The sequence below is a fragment of the Kitasatospora sp. NPDC048296 genome (genome assembly GCF_043201815.1).
Lineage (GTDB): Bacteria > Actinomycetota > Actinomycetes > Streptomycetales > Streptomycetaceae > Kitasatospora.
Genome location: NZ_JBICZB010000031.1, coordinates 37352 through 52860, shown reverse-complemented (window position 1 = coordinate 52860; position 15509 = coordinate 37352). Strand labels below are relative to the sequence as shown.

The window sequence follows — 15509 nt, the reverse complement described above, 5'->3', positions numbered from 1 at the left end:
ACTGGCCGTAGGCCTCCGTCAGGAGGCCCGCACCAGGAGCGTCGCGCACCGTTTTCGGTGTCGCGGACGGCCCGGCTTCCGGGCCCTTCGTGTGACCAGCACTTTCGTGCCCGGCTCCGGAGAGCGGCTGATCCCTTCGCGCATGCGTCGGGGTTTTCTCCGGGTCGCGACATGCGACCTCCGTCAACACCTGGTGAAAGCCGTATTCGTAAGCAAGGAAGGTTTGGTTCATGGCGAACCAGAAGCGTCCCAAGGTCAAGATCGCGCGTGCGCTCGGCGTGCCGCTGACCCCGAAGTCCGTCAAGTACTTCGAGGCCCGCCCGTACCCGCCCGGCCAGCACGGCCGTGGCCGCAAGCAGAACTCGGACTACAAGGTCCGTCTGCTCGAGAAGCAGCGTCTTCGCGCCCAGTACGACCTGAGCGAGAAGCAGCTGTCGCGCGCGTTCGACCGCGCCAAGAAGGCCGAGGGCAAGACCGGTGAGGCGCTCGTCGCCGAGCTGGAGACCCGTCTGGACTCGCTGGTGCTGCGTTCGGGCATCGCCCGCACCATCTACCAGGCCCGCCAGATGGTCGTCCACGGCCACATCGAGGTCAACGGTGGCAAGGTCAACAAGCCGTCGTTCCAGATGAAGCCGGGCTTCGTGGTCACCGTCCGCGAGCGCAGCAAGGAGAAGGTCCCCTTCCAGGTCGCCCGTGAGGGTGGCTACGCGGGTGAGGGCCAGACCCCGAAGTACCTCGAGGTCAACCTGAAGGCCCTGGCCTTCCGCCTGGACCGTGCGCCGCAGCGCAAGGAGGTCCCGGTGATCTGTGACGAGCAGCTGGTCGTCGAGTACTACTCGCGCTGACCCGCGCTCGGTTCCGCAGTTCGCGAAACCACAGCGAGCCCCCGTCGCCTTTCGAGGCGGCGGGGGCTCGCTGCTCGGTGCGGTCAGACGCTCTCGCCGGTCATCGCGGCGGCCAGCCGCAGGTGCGGGCGGGCCTCCTCGGCGCGGCCCTGGCGCTCCAGGGTGCGGCCGAGCAGCAGCCGGGCGTAGTCCTCGGCCGGGTCGAGGTCGAGGATCCGGCGCAGTTCGGCCTCGGCGCGGCCGAGCTGGGCGGAGTGGTAGTAGCTGCGGGCCAGCAGCAGCCGGACGGAGAGGCTGGCCGGCTCCTCGGTCAGCACGCCTTCGAGCATGCGGGCGGCATCGGCGTACGCCTTGGACTCGAAGTAGAAGTTCGCGAGGCGGTACTCGTCGTGGAGGGCCATGGTGCTCCTTCCGGGTAGTTCCTTGCCTCCTCAAGCAATCGGCAAGTTTCAGCTATTCCGCACCGGCGAGGGCGCCGGCGCGGGCGGCGCCGAGCAGGGGCGGGGGCCCGGCTCCGGGCCGTCCGCCGAGCCCCCGCCGCCGAGCGCCCGGGAGACGGCGGCGTCCAGGTCCAGCCGGGTGCCGGCCTGGTAGTACTCCTCGTACTCCTGCTCGGTCAGCCCGGCCCGGGCCCGCTCGGCGCACTCCTGGTGGGTGCCGAAGAAGGAGCGCGAGCCCAGGAAGGGGTTGCCGACAGTCCGCCAGATCCGGTGCGCGGCGCCCTGCAGCACCCGGGCCTCGCACAGGTCGGCGGGCTCGCCCGGGCCGGCCGGCTCGGTCTCCAGCAGCGCCAGCAGGTCGATCCCCAGCACGATGCCGAGCAGGTCGTGGAAGAGGTGGTTCAGCCGCACGCACTCCCGGGCCAGGGCGCGGGCCGACCGGACCGCGCCGTCCAGGTAGTGCGAGTACGCCGACGCGTACAGCACGTAGGCGTACGCCCACTGCTCGCCGTGCTCCTCACACACCTCGCGGGCCTGGCCGAACCAGAGCTCGCCGCTGTCCTGGTCGCCCTGGAACAGGTAGGCGAGGCCCAGCTCGATCATGCCCATCACGACGTTGCTGTTGAGCTCGCCGATGGTCCGGTAGTGCCAGAGCGCCTCCTCGAACAGCTCGGCGGCGCGCTCCGGGTCGTCGCCGATCAGGGCGGCGCAGCCCTGGCGGTGGACGGCGTAGGCGAGGGCCCGGTCGTCGCCGGTGTCCAGGGCCTGGCGGCGGCACTCCTCCAGAGCCGGACGGGCGGCGCCGAGGTCGCCCTGCAGGGTGGCCATGTAACCGGTCACCCAGAGGGCCTTGGCGCGGGCCTCGGTGGGTTCGCGGTCCAGGGTGAGCGCCCGGTCCAGCCAGTGCCGGCCCTCGCCGAGGTGGCCGCAGCCGACCCAGTAGAACCACAGGGTGCCGGCCAGCAGCAGGGCGATCTGCTCCTCACCGGGCTCGGCGAGGCAGAACTCCAGCGCGGCCCGCAGGTTGGTGTGGGCGAGCCCGGTGCGTTCGGCGGTCTCGGCCTGCCGGGGGCCGAACCACTCGACCTCGCCCCAGGTGGCGACGCCCAGGTACCAGTCCCGGTGGCGGCGCAGCAGCCGCGGCTCCTCGCCGGCGGCGCGCAGCCAGTGGCCGCCGTACTCGCGCAGGGTGTCCAGCAGGCGGAAGCGGACGCCGAAGGTGCTGTCCTCGCGCAGGACGACGGACTTGGCGATGAGTTCGTCGAGCAGGTCGAGTACGTCCTCGGGCTCGATGCCGTCGCCGGCGCAGATGTACTCGGCGGCCTCCAGGTCGAAGCTGCCGGCGAAGATCGACAGGCGGGCCCAGAGTAAACGTTCCTGCGCTGTGCAGAGCTCGTGGCTCCAGCCGATCGTGGTGCGCATGGTCTGGTGTCTGGGCAGCGCCGTTCGGCTGCCCCCGGTGAGCAGCCGGAACCGGTCGTTCAACCGGGCGGTGATCTGCTCCACCGACAGCGCCCGCAGCCGCCCGGCCGCCAGCTCCACGGCCAGCGGGATGCCGTCCAGCCGGCGGCAGAGCAGGCCGACCGCCTCCGCGTTGGCCGCGGTCACCTCGAAGGAGGGCAGCACCGCCCGGGCCCGGTCGGCGAACAGCCGCACCGCGTCCGGCAGCGTGCCCGTCGGTCTGTCCGGCAGCGGGTCGACCGGCAGCGGGGCCAGGGTCAGCACGTGCTCGCCCGAGGCCCGCAGAGCGGAGCGGCTGGTGGCCAGCACCCGCAGCCCGGGCAGCGCGCGCAGCAGCGCGTCGGCCAGCTCGGCGCAGGCCTCCACCAGGTGCTCGCAGCCGTCCAGCACCAGCAGCAGGCGGCGCCCGGCCAGCCGCTCGCCCAGCACGTCCAGCGGCGGGCGGGCGGTGCCGTCGGTCAGTCGCAGCGCCTCCAGCACGGCGTGGCCGAGCAGCAGCGGGTCCTGCACCGGGGCCACGTCCACCAGCCAGGTGCCGTCCGGGAAGGCGCCGGCCGCCCGGGCCGCGGCGCGCAGCGCGAGCCGGCTCTTGCCCACCCCACCGGGCCCGGTCACGGTCACCAGTCGGGCGCCGGCGAGCAGGCCCGCCAGCGCGACCAGTTCCCGTTGCCGCCCGACGAAGCCGGTCACCTCGGCCGGCAGCCGGCCGGGCTCCGGCTCGCGCGGCCACGCCGCGGGCTGTGCTCTCCAGTCGCCGGCCAAGCGCTGCTCCCCGTTGTTCCGGGCCCGGACCGTCGAGGTCCGGACGTGCGTCGGGCCGTACGGGCGACGGCCCGCCTGGCAGAACGAGGTGACCGGCCGGTAGGTTACGCGCGCGGTTCGCACACCCGGGCGAGGCCACCGTCGACGGCCCGGTCCGGAAACCGGGTGTGGGCGCGATAGGGTTTGGCTTGGAGAACAGCAAGGCGAGGGAGCGCGCAGAAGTGTCCGTGGGAGAGCTGGCCGGATTGCTCGTCGCCGTGTTCTGGGCGGTCCTGGTCACCCTGCTCGCCGTGGTGCTGGTCCGTCTCTCGCGGGTGCTGAAGGAGGCCACTGTCCTGGTCTCCGCCGTCACCGAACAGGCCGTGCCGCTGCTGACCGAGGCGGGCGCCGCGGTGCGCAGCGCCAACGAGCAGCTGGAGCGGGTGGACGAGATCACCGCCAACGTGCAGGACGCCGCCGCCAACGCCAACGCGCTGTCCTCCACCGTCGCCGCCACGCTGGGTGGACCGCTGGTGAAGGTCGCGGCCTTCAGCTACGGCGTCCGCAAGGCCGTCGCCAAGCAGCAGGGCGGTCTGTCGACCGTGCCGACCCAGGCCGGTGACCGCGAGGAGCTCGCCCGGCTGATCAGGGCCGAGGTGCGCGCCGCGACCGCGCCCAGGAACGGCCTGCTCTCCAGGGTCCGGCGCGTGGTGAGGGGCTGACGACATGGCACGCATCTTCTGGATGGCGGTTGGCGCCGGCGCCACCGTCTGGGCCATGAAGAAGGCCAACGCGGCCGTTCACCGGCTCACCCCCGACAGCCTCTCCGGCACCGCCGCGCGTGGTGCGCTGCACCTGGGCGACCTCGCCAAGCAGTTCGCCCAGGACGTGCGGGCCGGCATGGCCGAGCGCGAGGAGCAGCTGAAGGACGACCTCGGACTGCGCGGCACCGCCGTCGTCGAGCCCCGCAGCACCCGCCGGGTGCTGCGCGGTGAGCCGCAGTACCGAGCTATCTCGGCGGCGCCCGGTCGCCCGGCCGCCGCCCTGCCACCCGCTCGCACCCTGCCCGACGGTAGGGGCCGCACCACCCCACAGACCATTGAAGAGACGCCCCGCCGAGCCCTGCCGCGGGGCGGAACGAACCGGAAGGACCACTAATGGAGTCGGCTGAGATCCGCCGCCGCTGGCTGCGCTTCTTCGAGGAGCGCGGCCACACCGTCGTTCCGTCGGCGTCCCTGGTCGCCGACGACCCCACCCTGCTGCTCGTCAACGCCGGCATGGTGCCGTTCAAGCCCTACTTCCTGGGCGAGGTCAAGCCGCAGTTCTCGCGCGCCACCAGCGTCCAGAAGTGCGTGCGCACCCTGGACATCGAGGAGGTCGGGAAGACCACCCGGCACGGCTCCTTCTTCCAGATGTGCGGCAACTTCTCCTTCGGCGACTACTTCAAGGAAGGGGCCATCAAGTTCGCGTGGGAGCTGCTCACCACTCCCGTCGCGGACGGCGGCTACGGCCTGGAGAAGGAGAAGCTCTGGATCACCGTCTACAAGGACGACGACGAGGCCGAGCAGATCTGGCGTGACGTCATCGGCGTGCCCTCCGAGCGGATCCAGCGCCTCGGCATGAAGGACAACTTCTGGTCGATGGGCGTCCCCGGCCCGTGCGGCCCGTGCTCGGAGATCAACTACGACCGCGGCCCCGCGTACGGCGAGGAGGGCGGCCCGGCCGTCAACGGCGAGCGCTACCTGGAGATCTGGAACCTGGTCTTCATGCAGTACGAGCGCGGCCACGGCGACGGCAAGGACGGGTTCGAGATCCTCGGCGACCTGCCGAGCAAGAACATCGACACCGGTCTCGGCCTGGAGCGCCTCGCCGCCATCCTGCAGGGCGTCGACAACCTCTTCGAGATCGACACCAGCCGGATGATCCTCGACCGCGCCGCCGAGCTGACCGGCCACACCTACGGCGCCGACCACAAGTCGGACGTGTCGCTGCGCGTGGTCACCGACCACATCCGCACCGCGCTGATGCTGGTCGGCGACGGCGTCACCCCCGGCAACGAGGGCCGCGGCTACGTGCTGCGCCGCATCCTGCGCCGCGCCATCCGCAACATGCGCCTGCTGGGCGCCACCGAGCCGGTGGCCAAGGAGCTCATCGACGTCGCGATCAAGGCGATGGCCCCGCAGTACCCCGAGCTGGAGACCGACCGCAAGCGCATCGAGACGGTCGTCATCGGCGAGGAGTCGGCCTTCCTGCAGACCCTGAAGGCGGGCACCAACCTGTTGGACGTCGCAGTCACCGAGACCAAGCAGTCCGGCGGCGTGGTGCTCTCCGGCGAGCAGGCGTTCAAGCTGCACGACACCTACGGCTTCCCGATCGACCTCACCCTGGAGATGGCCGAGGAGCAGGGCCTCCAGGTGGACGAGGCCGGCTTCCGTCGCCTGATGCAGGAGCAGCGGGACCGCGCCAAGGCCGACGCCAAGGCCAAGAAGATGGGCCACGCCGACGTCGCCGCGTACCGCGACGTCGCCGACAAGTCCGGCGCCAGCGTCTTCACCGGCTACACCCTGACCGAGGGCGAGGCCACCGTGGTCGGCCTGCTGGTCGACGGCGTTCCCTCGCCGGCCGCCTCCGAGGGCGACGAGGTCGAGATCATCCTCGACCGCACCCCGTTCTACGCCGAGGGCGGCGGCCAGCTCGCCGACCACGGCCGGATCCGGCTGGAGTCCGGCGCGGTGGTGGAGATCCGCGACGTGCAGCAGCCCGTCCCGGGCGTCGTCGTGCACTCGGGCGGCGTGCTGTTCGGCGAGGTCGTCCTCGGCGCCTCGGCGTACGCCACCATCGACACCGAGCGCCGCCGGGCGATCGCCCGCGCCCACTCGGCCACCCACCTGACCCACCAGGCGCTGCGCGACGCGCTCGGCCCGACGGCCGCCCAGGCCGGCTCCGAGAACGCCCCGGGCCGCTTCCGGTTCGACTTCGGCTCGCCCGCCGCCGTTCCGGGCAGCGTGCTGGTGGACGTCGAGCAGAAGATCAACGACGTGCTGGGCCGTGAGCTCGACGTCACCGCCGAGGTCATGACGATGGACCAGGCCCGCAAGGCCGGCGCCATCGCGATGTTCGGCGAGAAGTACGGCGACGAGGTCCGGGTCGTCACGATCGGCGACTTCTCCAAGGAGCTGTGCGGTGGCACGCACGTCGGCAACACCGCCCAGCTGGGCCTGGTGAAGCTGCTCGGCGAGTCCTCGATCGGCTCCGGCGTGCGCCGCGTGGAGGCGCTGGTCGGCGTCGACGCGTACAGGTTCCTGGCCCGTGAGCACACCGTGGTCTCCCAGCTCACCGAGCTGGTCAAGGGCCGCCCGGAGGAGCTGCCGGAGAAGATCTCGGGCATGCTCGCCAAGCTCAAGGACGCCGAGAAGGAGATCGAGCGCTTCCGCGCCGAGAAGGTGCTGGCCGCCGCGGCCGGCCTGGTCGACTCGGCCGAGGACGTGCACGGCATCGCCGTGGTCGCGGCCCAGGTCGCCGACGGCGTCGGTGCGGACGAGCTGCGCAAGCTGGTCCTGGACGTGCGCGGCCGGCTGGGCTCGCGCCCGGCCGTGGTCGCCGCGTTCACCGTGGCGAACGACCGCCCGCTGACCGTGATCGCCACCAACGAGGACGCCCGCGGCCGCGGCATCAAGGCCGGCGAGCTGGTCCGGACCGCCGCCAAGACCCTCGGCGGCGGCGGTGGCGGCAAGGACGACGTCGCCCAGGGCGGCGGCTCCAACCCGGCCGCGGTCGGCGAGGCCATCGCCGCGGTGCGCGGCCTGGTCGCGGAGCGCGCCTCCTGATGACCGAGCAGGAGCCGAGGCCCTTCCGGCGTGGGCGGCGGATCGCCGTCGACGTCGGCGACGCCCGGATCGGGGTCGCGTCCTGCGACCCCGACGGGGTGCTCGCCACGCCCGTGGAGACCGTCCCGGCCGGGGTGAAGTCGCAGGCCCGGATCGCCGCGATCGTCGAGGAGTACGACGCGATCGAGGTGGTCGTCGGGCTGCCGCGCTCGCTCAGCGGCAAGGAGGGCCCGGCGGCGGAGAAGGTCCGCGCGTACGCCGCCCGGCTGGCCAACCGGCTCTACCCGGTGCCGGTACGGCTGGTGGACGAGCGGATGTCGACCGTCACCGCGACCCACGGGCTGCGTGCTTCGGGGGTCAAGGCGAAGAAGGGCCGCTCGGTGGTCGACCAGGCCGCCGCGGTGGTGATCCTGCAGACCGCCCTTGAGTCCGAACGGGTGAGCGGACGCCCGCCCGGTGAGAGCGTCGAGGCGGTCGGCTGATCGGCCTGCTCTAACGTCCCGTTGAGGGGTCCGTGCGGACGCGTCCGCACGGACCCCTTTTCGTTCGACTCCGTATCCGTTTCGGGTCGGTCCAGATCGATGCAGATCAATGCAGATCGATGTGAGTGACTCGGAGCGGTTCGGACCGTTTCGAAGCGATTCGGGACCGCCGAGGGGGCGCGAGCCATGACCGACCAGGACTTCCACCCGGGGCTCACGCCCGGACACCTGGGTGCTCCGGTACTGGAGCCGGAGGGTCGCCCCCCGGGCGCGCCCCGGCCGCGCTTCGATGCGCCGGATCCGCACCGACGGCGCAACGGACTGGCCTGCGGTCTCACCGCGTTCGCGCTGATCGCGGTGTTCGGCGGGATCGGGCTGACCGGCTACACCTGGCTCCAGGGGCAGCGCAAACCCCTGGCCGCCGCCGACTACGCGGGGCAGGGCACCGGCAGCGTCCAGGTCTCGGTGCCGGAGGGCGCGGGCCTGGCCCAGATCGCCTCCGCGCTGGTCCGCAACGGCGTGGTGGCCAGCTCGCTCGCCTTCACCAGGGCGGCGAAGGGCAGCGCGGCCGCCGCCGGGCGGATCCAGCCCGGGACGTACACCCTGAAGCAGAAGATGTCGGCGGTCGCGGCACTGGCCGTCCTGATCGACCCGGCCAACGCCAACGGCCTCACCATTCCCGAGGGTTGGCGCGGTTACCAGATCTTCGCGGCGATCGACAAGAAGCTGAAGCTGCCCGAGGGCACCAGCCGGAAGACCGCCCAGGAGCAGGCCGCCGAACTGGGCCTGCCGGACTTCGCCAAGGGCAGCCCCGAGGGCTACCTGTTCCCCGCGACGTACAGCGTCACCGACGGGACCACCGCGCTCGACCTGCTGAAGCAGATGGTCGGGCGGGCCGGCAAGGAGTTCAGCCGGGACGACGTCAACGTCGTGGCGCAGACCCTCGGCCAGAGCCTGTACGGGCTGGTCACCGTGGCCAGCATGGTCCAGGGCGAGGCCGACAACACCGAGGACATGGGCAAGGTGGCCCGGGTCATCTACAACCGGCTGGCCAAGGGCATGCCGCTGCAGCTGGACTCCACGATCAACTACGCGCTCGGCCGCTCGACCCTGAACACCACCGTCACCGACACCAAGCTGGACTCCCCGTACAACACCTACCTGCACCCCGGGCTGCCGCCCTCGCCGATCTCCAACCCGGGGCGGCAGGCGATCATGGCGGCCCTGGACCCGACGCCGGGGGACTGGGTGTACTTCGTCACCGTGAAGCCGGGGGACACCCGCTTCACCGACAGCTTCGAGGTGCAGCAGCGCAACGTGGCGGAGTTCAACGCGGCCCGGGCCGCGGCGAAGCCGAGCGCGACACCCTCGGCCACGGCCGCCGCGACGCCCTCCGTTCCGGCCGCCGCCACGCCCTCGGCCACGGGCGCGGCGACACCCTGACGGGCCCGTGTGTCGAGGGTGAGGTCGCTCACTGACGGTACGTCCCGTTCGGGCGGGGGTACGGCTGCGGTACGGTAACGTCTCCTCCCAGGCGCTGCGCTAGCACGCCGGTTCGAGAATCAGCCGGGACGACGTCGTCCCGGACGGCCGGTCCGATCCTCCGGTCGTCACCGTCGGTTAAGGGGATCAATGACCGATCTGGGTCGGGGCTACGGCCCCCAGGGCGAGCCGTGGCACCCCGGTGATCCCGGGTACGGCGGCCAGCAGCCGGTCCCCGGCCAGCAGGACGGCCAGTGGCAGCAGTACCCGCAGCAGGTCCAGCAGCCGTACGGTGACGTGCAGCAGCAGGCGTACCAGCAGCAGATGCAGCAGCAGGCATACCCTCAGGGGTACGAGCAGCAGATGCCGCAGCAGGGCCACCCCCAGCAGATGATGGCGTCGCAGCAGATGATGGCGGCCGAGGGCTACCAGCAGCAGATGCCCCAGCAGGGCTACCCCCAGCAGCAGATGCCGATGCAGCAGCAGGGCATGCCGCAGCAGCAAATGCAGCAAATGCAGCAAATGCAGCAGATGCAGCAGGGCCACCCCCAGCAGATGACGGCCCAGCAGCAGATGCCGATGCAGCAGCAGGGCATGCCGCAGCAGCAGGTCCAGCAGCCGCCCCTCCAGCAGCAGGCCCAGCCGGCCGCGCCCGCCTCCGGCCTCGGTCCGGACGGGATCGACTGGGAGGCCGAGGCCGCCGCGCTGGAGTCCGGTGCCGACCCGGTCGGCGCGGCGCACGAGCCCGAGGTCGAGGAGTGGGACGGCCACGAGGACGGCCACCACGAGGAGGACGGGTACCTCGAGGAGCACGCCGAGGCCGAGGAGGAGGGCTTCCTCGGCGCGCAGGACGACTCGCGCGAGGCGCAGAAGAAGCGCAAGGAGAAGGGCAAGAAGGCGGGCCGCCGCAACGGCGGCGCCTGCCTGCTGGTCGCGCTGGTGCTGCTCGGTGCCATGGGCGGCGCCGGCTGGTGGGGCTACGGCTTCTACCAGGACCACTTCGGCCCGCCGCCGGACTTCACCGGCGAGGGCAGCGGCTCCGTCCAGGTCGAGGTCAAGCAGGGCGCGGTCGGCGGGCAGATCGGTCTCGTGCTCAAGAACGCCGGCGTGGTCAAGAGCGTCGACGCGTTCACCAAGGCCTGCAACGCCGAGCCCAAGTGCGGCACCATCCAGTACGGCTTCTACGGGATGAAGAAGGAGATGTCGGCGGCCGCCGCGCTCAAGGAGCTGCTCGACCAGGCGGGTGGCGCGGCCCTCGTGATCCCGGAGGGCAAGAACTCCACCGAGATCTACGGAATGATCGACGCCAAGCTGAAGCTGCAGAAGGGCACCACGGCGAACGCCGCCAAGACCCAGGTCAACGACCTCGGTCTGCCCGCGTACGCCCAGGGCAACGTCGAGGGCTTCCTCTGGCCGACCCGCTACAACATCGCCGACGGCATGAAGCCCGAGGACCTGCTCAAGCAGATGGTGAAGAACGCCACCGACAAGTACGCGAACCTGGACGGCCAGGCCGCCTCGGTGGGCCTCAAGAACGCCTACGAGGTGATCACCGAGGCGAGCATCCTGCAGCGCGAGGGCAACAACACCGCGGACTTCGCCAAGATGGCCAAGACCATCCAGAACCGCCTGGCCAACGAGCCCGAGACCCACCACCGCCTCGGCATGGACACCACGCTGCAGTACTCGCTGGGCCGCAAGGACCTCAGCAGGAGCGACATGGACAACGCGTCCAACAAGTACAACACCTACCTCAACCCGGGCCTGCCGCCGACGCCGATCTCCAACCCCGGCGACGACGCGATCAACGCGGTGCTGCACCCGGCGGACGGCAAGTGGCTGTACTTCATCGCGATGTCCCCGACCGAGACCCGCTTCGCCGAGACGGCCAAGGAGCACTACGTCAACGTCAAGGAGTACTGCCTGGCGGCCGGCCAGGGCTTCGACGAGGCCCGCGGCCACTGCACCACCAAGTAGTCCGCACCGGTAACCCGCGCACGGAGAAGCAGCGTTGACCAGCAAGCACCGGGCGGCCGTCCTCGGCTCGCCGATCGCCCACTCGCTCTCGCCGGACCTGCACCGGGCCGCCTTCGCGGCGCTCGGGCTGGACGACTGGCGCTACGACCACTTCGAGATCGACGAGGCCGGCCTGCCCGGCTTCGTCGCCGGACTGGACGAGGCCGAGTGGGCCGGGCTGTCGCTGACCATGCCGCTCAAGCGGGCGGTCATCCCGCTGCTGGACGAGGTCAGCGCGACGGCCCGCTCGGTGGACGCGGTCAACACCGTGGTGTTCACCGCCGACGGCCGGCGCACCGGGGACAACACCGACGTGCCCGGGCTGGTCAACGCGCTGCGCGAGCGCGGCATCACCGAGGTGCCCGCCGCCGCCGTGCTGGGCGCCGGGGCCACCGCCTCCTCCGCGCTGGCGGCGCTCGCCCAGATCTGCACCGGCGAGGTGACGGTCTACGTGCGCAGCGCCGAGCGGGCCCGGGAGATGGCCGAGCTGGGTGAGCGGCTCGGCGTCGTCGTCCGGACCGCCGACTGGGAGCGCGGGGCCGAGGCGCTGGAGCGGCCGCTGACCGTCTCCACCACGCCGGTCGGCGCGACGGACGGCTTCGCGGCCGCCCTGCCCGCCGCGCCGGGGGCGCTGTTCGACGTGCTCTACCACCCGTGGCCGACGGCGCTGGCCGCCGCCTGCGCCGAGCGCGGGGCGACCGTCCTGGGCGGGCTGGACCTGCTGGTGCACCAGGCGGTGCTGCAGAGCGAGGCCTTCACCGGGCGCAGGCCCGGGCCGCTGGCGGCGATGCGCGAGGCGGGCGAGAAGGCGTTGGCGGGGCGCTGAGTCGCAGCTTGCGGCCACCCTACGGCCGGATGGTGACCGGTTGCTGTCCGTCACGCGGACTGTGACCCCGGGTGCCGCTGGGGCATGAAAGGATTCAGGCACAAGGCACGCCCGGGGCGGGCCGCGGCGGTGCCGTGGGCCGGTCCGCTGATGAAGGAGCTCCGTTGGGTACGTTGCGCTGGCTGACGGCGGGGGAGTCGCACGGCCCCGCACTCGTCGCGACGCTGGAAGGCCTGCCCGCCGGTGTACCGGTCACCACCGCCATGGTGGCCGACGCGCTGGCGCGCCGCCGGCTCGGTTACGGCCGCGGGGCGCGGATGAAGTTCGAGCAGGACGAGGTGACCTTCCTCGGCGGCGTCCGGCACGGTCTGACCATGGGCAGCCCGGTGGCGATCATGGTCGGCAACACCGAGTGGCCGAAGTGGGAGCAGGTCATGTCGGCCGACCCGGTCGACCCCGAGGTGCTGGCCGGTCTGGCCCGCAACGAGGCGCTGACCCGCCCCCGGCCCGGCCACGCCGACCTGGCCGGCATGCAGAAGTACTCGATCGACGAGGCCCGGCCGATCCTGGAGCGCGCCAGCGCCCGCGAGACGGCCGCCCGGGTCGCGCTGGGCGCGGTCGCCCGCTCGTACCTGAAGGAGACCTGCGGGATCGAGATCGTCAGCCACGTGGTCGAGCTGGCCGCCGCCAAGGCGCCGGCCGGTGTGCTGCCGCTGCCCTCGGACGAGGCCCGGCTGGACACCGACCCGGTGCGCTGCCTGGACGCGGACGCCTCGAAGGCGATGGTCGCCGAGATCGACCAGGCCCACAAGGACGGCGACACCCTCGGCGGCGTGGTCGAGGTGCTCGCGTACGGCGTGCCGGTGGGCCTCGGCTCGCACGTGCACTGGGACCGCCGCCTGGACGCGCGGTTGGCCGCCGCGCTGATGGGCATCCAGGCGATCAAGGGCGTCGAGGTCGGCGACGGCTTCGAGCTGGCCCGGGTGCCGGGTTCGAAGGCGCACGACGAGATCGTCCCGACCCCCGAGGGCGTCAAGCGCACCTCCGGCCGCTCCGGCGGCACCGAGGGCGGTCTGTCCACCGGCGAGGTGCTGCGGGTGCGCGCCGCGATGAAGCCGATCGCCACCGTGCCGCGGGCGCTGCAGACCCTGGACGTGCGCACCGGCGAGCCGGCCAAGGCGCACCACCAGCGCTCGGACGTCTGCGCGGTGCCGGCGGCCGGGATCGTCGCCGAGGCGATGGTCGCGCTGGTGCTGGCCGACGCGGTGAACGAGAAGTTCGGCGGTGACAACGTGTCGGAGACCCGCCGCAACGTGGAGAACTACCTCGACCACCTGATCATCCGATGACCAACCCCGTCGTGGTGCTGGTCGGCCCGCCCGGAAGTGGCAAGTCCACCGTCGGGCGGGCCCTGGCCGAGCGCCTGGGCGTCGGCTTCCGGGACACCGACGCCGACATCGAGGCGCTGGCCGGCAAGCCGATCCCGGAGATCTTCATCGACGAGGGCGAGCCGCACTTCCGCGAGCTGGAGGCGGCCGCCGTGCGGGCCGCCGCCACCGAGTACGACGGGGTGCTGGCGCTCGGCGGCGGCGCGGTGATGGCCGAGGCCACCCGTGAGCTGCTGCGCGAGCTGCCGGTGGTCTTCCTGGAGGTCCCGCTGGGCGACGCGGTCAAGCGGGTCGGCCTGGACGCCCCGCGCCCGCTGCTGGCCGTCAACCCGCGGGCCCGCTGGCGCGAGCTGATGGAGGCCCGCCGCCCCCTCTACCTGGAGGTGGCCACCGCCGTGGTCGACACCGCCGGCCGAACCCCCGCGCAGGTCGCGGACGCCGTACTGGAAGCACTGGAGCTGAAGACCCCCCATGACTGACAACATCGTCAGGATCCACGTCGGCGGCAGCGCCGGCCACGACCCGTACGACGTGCTGATCGGGCACCAGCTGCTCGGTGAGCTGGCGCCGCTCATCGGCGGCCGTGCCAAGCGGGTCGCGATCATCCACCCGGAGGCGCTGGCCGCCACCGCCGACGCCGTCCGGGACGACCTGGTCGGCGAGGGGTACGAGGCGATCGCGCTCCAGGTGCCCAACGCCGAGGACGCGAAGAGCGCCGAGGTCGCCGCGTACTGCTGGTCGGTGCTCGGGCAGACCGGGTTCACCCGCAGTGACGTCATCGTCGGCCTCGGCGGCGGCGCCACCACCGACCTGGCCGGCTTCGTCGCCGCGACCTGGCTGCGCGGGGTGCGCTGGATCTCCATGCCCACCACGCTGCTCGGCATGGTCGACGCGGCCGTCGGCGGCAAGACCGGCATCAACATCGCCGAGGGCAAGAACATGGTCGGCGCCTTCCACCCGCCGGTGGGCGTGCTGGCCGACCTCGGCACCCTGGAGACCGTGCCCAAGCACGACTACGTCTCCGGCCTCGCCGAGGTCATCAAGTGCGGCTTCATCGCCGACCCGGCCATCCTCGACCTGATCGAGGCCGACCCGGAGGGAGCGAAGACCCCGGCCGGCCCGCACACCGTCGAGCTCATTCGCCGCGCCATCCAGGTCAAGGCCGACGTGGTCTCCGGGGACCTCAAGGAGTCCGGCCGGCGGGAGATCCTCAACTACGGCCACACCCTGGGCCACGCCATCGAGCGCAACGAGCGCTACAAGTGGCGGCACGGCGCGGCGATCTCCATCGGCATGGTCTTCGCCGCCGAACTCGGCCGGCTGGCCGGGCGGTTGGACGACGAGACGGCCGACCGGCACCGCACCGTGCTGGCCTCGGTCGGCCTGCCGCTGAGCTACCGGGCGGACGCCTGGCCGAAGCTGCTGGACGCGATGAAGATCGACAAGAAGTCGCGCGGCGACCTGATCCGCTTCATCGTCCTGGACGGCCTCGGCAAGACCTCCGTGCTGGAGGGCCCGGACCCGTCCCTGCTGGTCGCCGCGTACGCGGAGGTCTCGGCGTGACCCGGGTGATGGTGCTCAACGGCCCCAACCTCGGTCGGCTGGGCAGCCGCGAGCCGGACGTCTACGGCGCCACCTCGTACGCCGGACTGGTCGAGCGCTGCACCGCGCTGGGCAAGGAGTTCGGCTTCGAGGTCGAGGTGCACGAGACCAACTCCGAGCAGCGGATGGTGGAGTGGCTGCACGAGGCGGCCGACGGGAAGGTGCCCGTGGTGATCAACCCGGGCGCGTTCACCCACTACTCGTACGCGATGCGGGACGCGGCCGCGCAGCGGACCGCGCCGCTGATCGAGGTGCACATCTCCAACCCGTACGCCCGGGAGACCTTCCGGCACAACTCGGTGATCGCGGCGGTGGCCTCCGGGACCATCGCGGGCTTCGGGATCGGGTCGTACGAGCTGGCGCTGCGGGCGCTGGCCGAGCAGCTCACCTCGCGCTGAC

The 15509-nt window shown here is 72.1% G+C and carries 14 protein-coding genes; 12 read left to right on the top strand and 2 right to left on the bottom strand.

The annotated features are described in order from the left end of the window. Positions 1-230 precede the first annotated feature (230 nt). Positions 231-845, top strand: a complete 615-nt coding sequence (gene rpsD, locus ACGF12_RS19980; protein WP_196952100.1) for a 30S ribosomal protein S4 — start codon at positions 231-233, stop codon at positions 843-845. Positions 846-928: 83 nt separating this feature from the next. Here rpsD and ACGF12_RS19975 read toward each other — a convergent pair whose 3' ends face one another. Then, positions 929-1246 (bottom strand): tetratricopeptide repeat protein, encoded by a 318-nt coding sequence (locus ACGF12_RS19975; RefSeq protein ID WP_393031447.1) that lies wholly within the window; start codon positions 1244-1246, stop codon positions 929-931. A gap of 48 nt (positions 1247-1294) precedes the next feature. Next, positions 1295-3508, bottom strand: a complete 2214-nt coding sequence (locus ACGF12_RS19970; RefSeq protein ID WP_393031444.1) for an ATP-binding protein — start codon at positions 3506-3508, stop codon at positions 1295-1297. Positions 3509-3729: 221 nt separating this feature from the next. Here ACGF12_RS19970 and ACGF12_RS19965 point away from each other — a divergent pair, with 221 nt between their 5' ends. The 11 genes from ACGF12_RS19965 (at position 3730) to aroQ (ending at position 15508) form a co-directional block, all read left to right on the top strand. Further along, positions 3730-4209 carry a DUF948 domain-containing protein gene (locus tag ACGF12_RS19965; RefSeq protein ID WP_393031441.1) on the top strand — a complete coding sequence of 160 codons (480 nt, stop codon included), beginning with the start codon at positions 3730-3732 and terminating at the stop codon, positions 4207-4209. Between the two features lie 4 nt (positions 4210-4213). Next, positions 4214-4645, top strand: coding sequence for a DUF6167 family protein (locus ACGF12_RS19960; protein WP_393031438.1), 432 nt, complete (start codon positions 4214-4216; stop codon positions 4643-4645). Next, positions 4645-7314 (top strand): alanine--tRNA ligase, encoded by a 2670-nt coding sequence (gene alaS / locus ACGF12_RS19955; protein ID WP_393031435.1) that lies wholly within the window; start codon positions 4645-4647, stop codon positions 7312-7314. Before ACGF12_RS19960 ends, alaS begins: the two co-directional genes overlap by 1 nt. Continuing rightward, the gene (gene ruvX / locus ACGF12_RS19950; RefSeq protein ID WP_380614083.1) at positions 7314-7796 is read left to right on the top strand and encodes a Holliday junction resolvase RuvX; all 483 of its coding nucleotides are present in this window, start codon (positions 7314-7316) and stop codon (positions 7794-7796) included. Before alaS ends, ruvX begins: the two co-directional genes overlap by 1 nt. A 186-nt stretch (positions 7797-7982) precedes the next feature. After that, a complete protein-coding gene (gene mltG / locus ACGF12_RS19945) occupies positions 7983-9239 on the top strand; it encodes an endolytic transglycosylase MltG (RefSeq protein ID WP_393031431.1) in 1257 nt (418 codons plus the stop codon). Between the two features lie 189 nt (positions 9240-9428). Next, complete coding sequence (mltG, locus tag ACGF12_RS19940) at positions 9429-11255, top strand: endolytic transglycosylase MltG (protein WP_393031428.1); 1827 nt, start codon at positions 9429-9431, stop codon at positions 11253-11255. A 34-nt stretch (positions 11256-11289) separates the two neighbouring features. Further along, on the top strand, positions 11290-12120 hold the full coding sequence (locus ACGF12_RS19935; RefSeq protein WP_393031425.1) for a shikimate dehydrogenase: 831 nt from the start codon (positions 11290-11292) through the stop codon (positions 12118-12120). A gap of 164 nt (positions 12121-12284) precedes the next feature. Next, positions 12285-13469, top strand: coding sequence for a chorismate synthase (gene aroC, locus ACGF12_RS19930; protein ID WP_393031422.1), 1185 nt, complete (start codon positions 12285-12287; stop codon positions 13467-13469). Continuing rightward, the gene (locus ACGF12_RS19925; protein WP_393031420.1) at positions 13466-13987 is read left to right on the top strand and encodes a shikimate kinase; all 522 of its coding nucleotides are present in this window, start codon (positions 13466-13468) and stop codon (positions 13985-13987) included. Before aroC ends, ACGF12_RS19925 begins: the two co-directional genes overlap by 4 nt. After that, on the top strand, positions 13980-15071 hold the full coding sequence (aroB, locus tag ACGF12_RS19920; RefSeq protein ID WP_393031417.1) for a 3-dehydroquinate synthase: 1092 nt from the start codon (positions 13980-13982) through the stop codon (positions 15069-15071). Before ACGF12_RS19925 ends, aroB begins: the two co-directional genes overlap by 8 nt. A gap of 8 nt (positions 15072-15079) precedes the next feature. Continuing rightward, positions 15080-15508: a type II 3-dehydroquinate dehydratase gene (gene aroQ / locus ACGF12_RS19915; protein WP_393031526.1), complete on the top strand. Its 429-nt coding sequence runs from the start codon at positions 15080-15082 to the stop codon at positions 15506-15508. Position 15509: the final 1 nt, after the last annotated feature.

Bases quoted from the DNA above. Each gene is read 5' to 3' on its own strand.
- rpsD (WP_196952100.1), top strand. From the start codon at position 231: ATGGCGAACCAGAAGCGTCCCAAGGTCAAGATCGCGCGTGCGCTCGGC.
- ACGF12_RS19975 (WP_393031447.1), bottom strand. From the start codon at position 1,246: ATGGCCCTCCACGACGAGTACCGCCTCGCGAACTTCTACTTCGAGTCC.
- ACGF12_RS19960 (WP_393031438.1), top strand. From the start codon at position 4,214: ATGGCACGCATCTTCTGGATGGCGGTTGGCGCCGGCGCCACCGTCTGG.
- alaS (WP_393031435.1), top strand. From the start codon at position 4,645: ATGGAGTCGGCTGAGATCCGCCGCCGCTGGCTGCGCTTCTTCGAGGAG.
- ruvX (WP_380614083.1), top strand. From the start codon at position 7,314: ATGACCGAGCAGGAGCCGAGGCCCTTCCGGCGTGGGCGGCGGATCGCC.
- mltG (WP_393031431.1), top strand. From the start codon at position 7,983: ATGACCGACCAGGACTTCCACCCGGGGCTCACGCCCGGACACCTGGGT.
- mltG (WP_393031428.1), top strand. From the start codon at position 9,429: ATGACCGATCTGGGTCGGGGCTACGGCCCCCAGGGCGAGCCGTGGCAC.
- ACGF12_RS19925 (WP_393031420.1), top strand. From the start codon at position 13,466: ATGACCAACCCCGTCGTGGTGCTGGTCGGCCCGCCCGGAAGTGGCAAG.
- aroB (WP_393031417.1), top strand. From the start codon at position 13,980: ATGACTGACAACATCGTCAGGATCCACGTCGGCGGCAGCGCCGGCCAC.
- aroQ (WP_393031526.1), top strand. From the start codon at position 15,080: ATGGTGCTCAACGGCCCCAACCTCGGTCGGCTGGGCAGCCGCGAGCCG.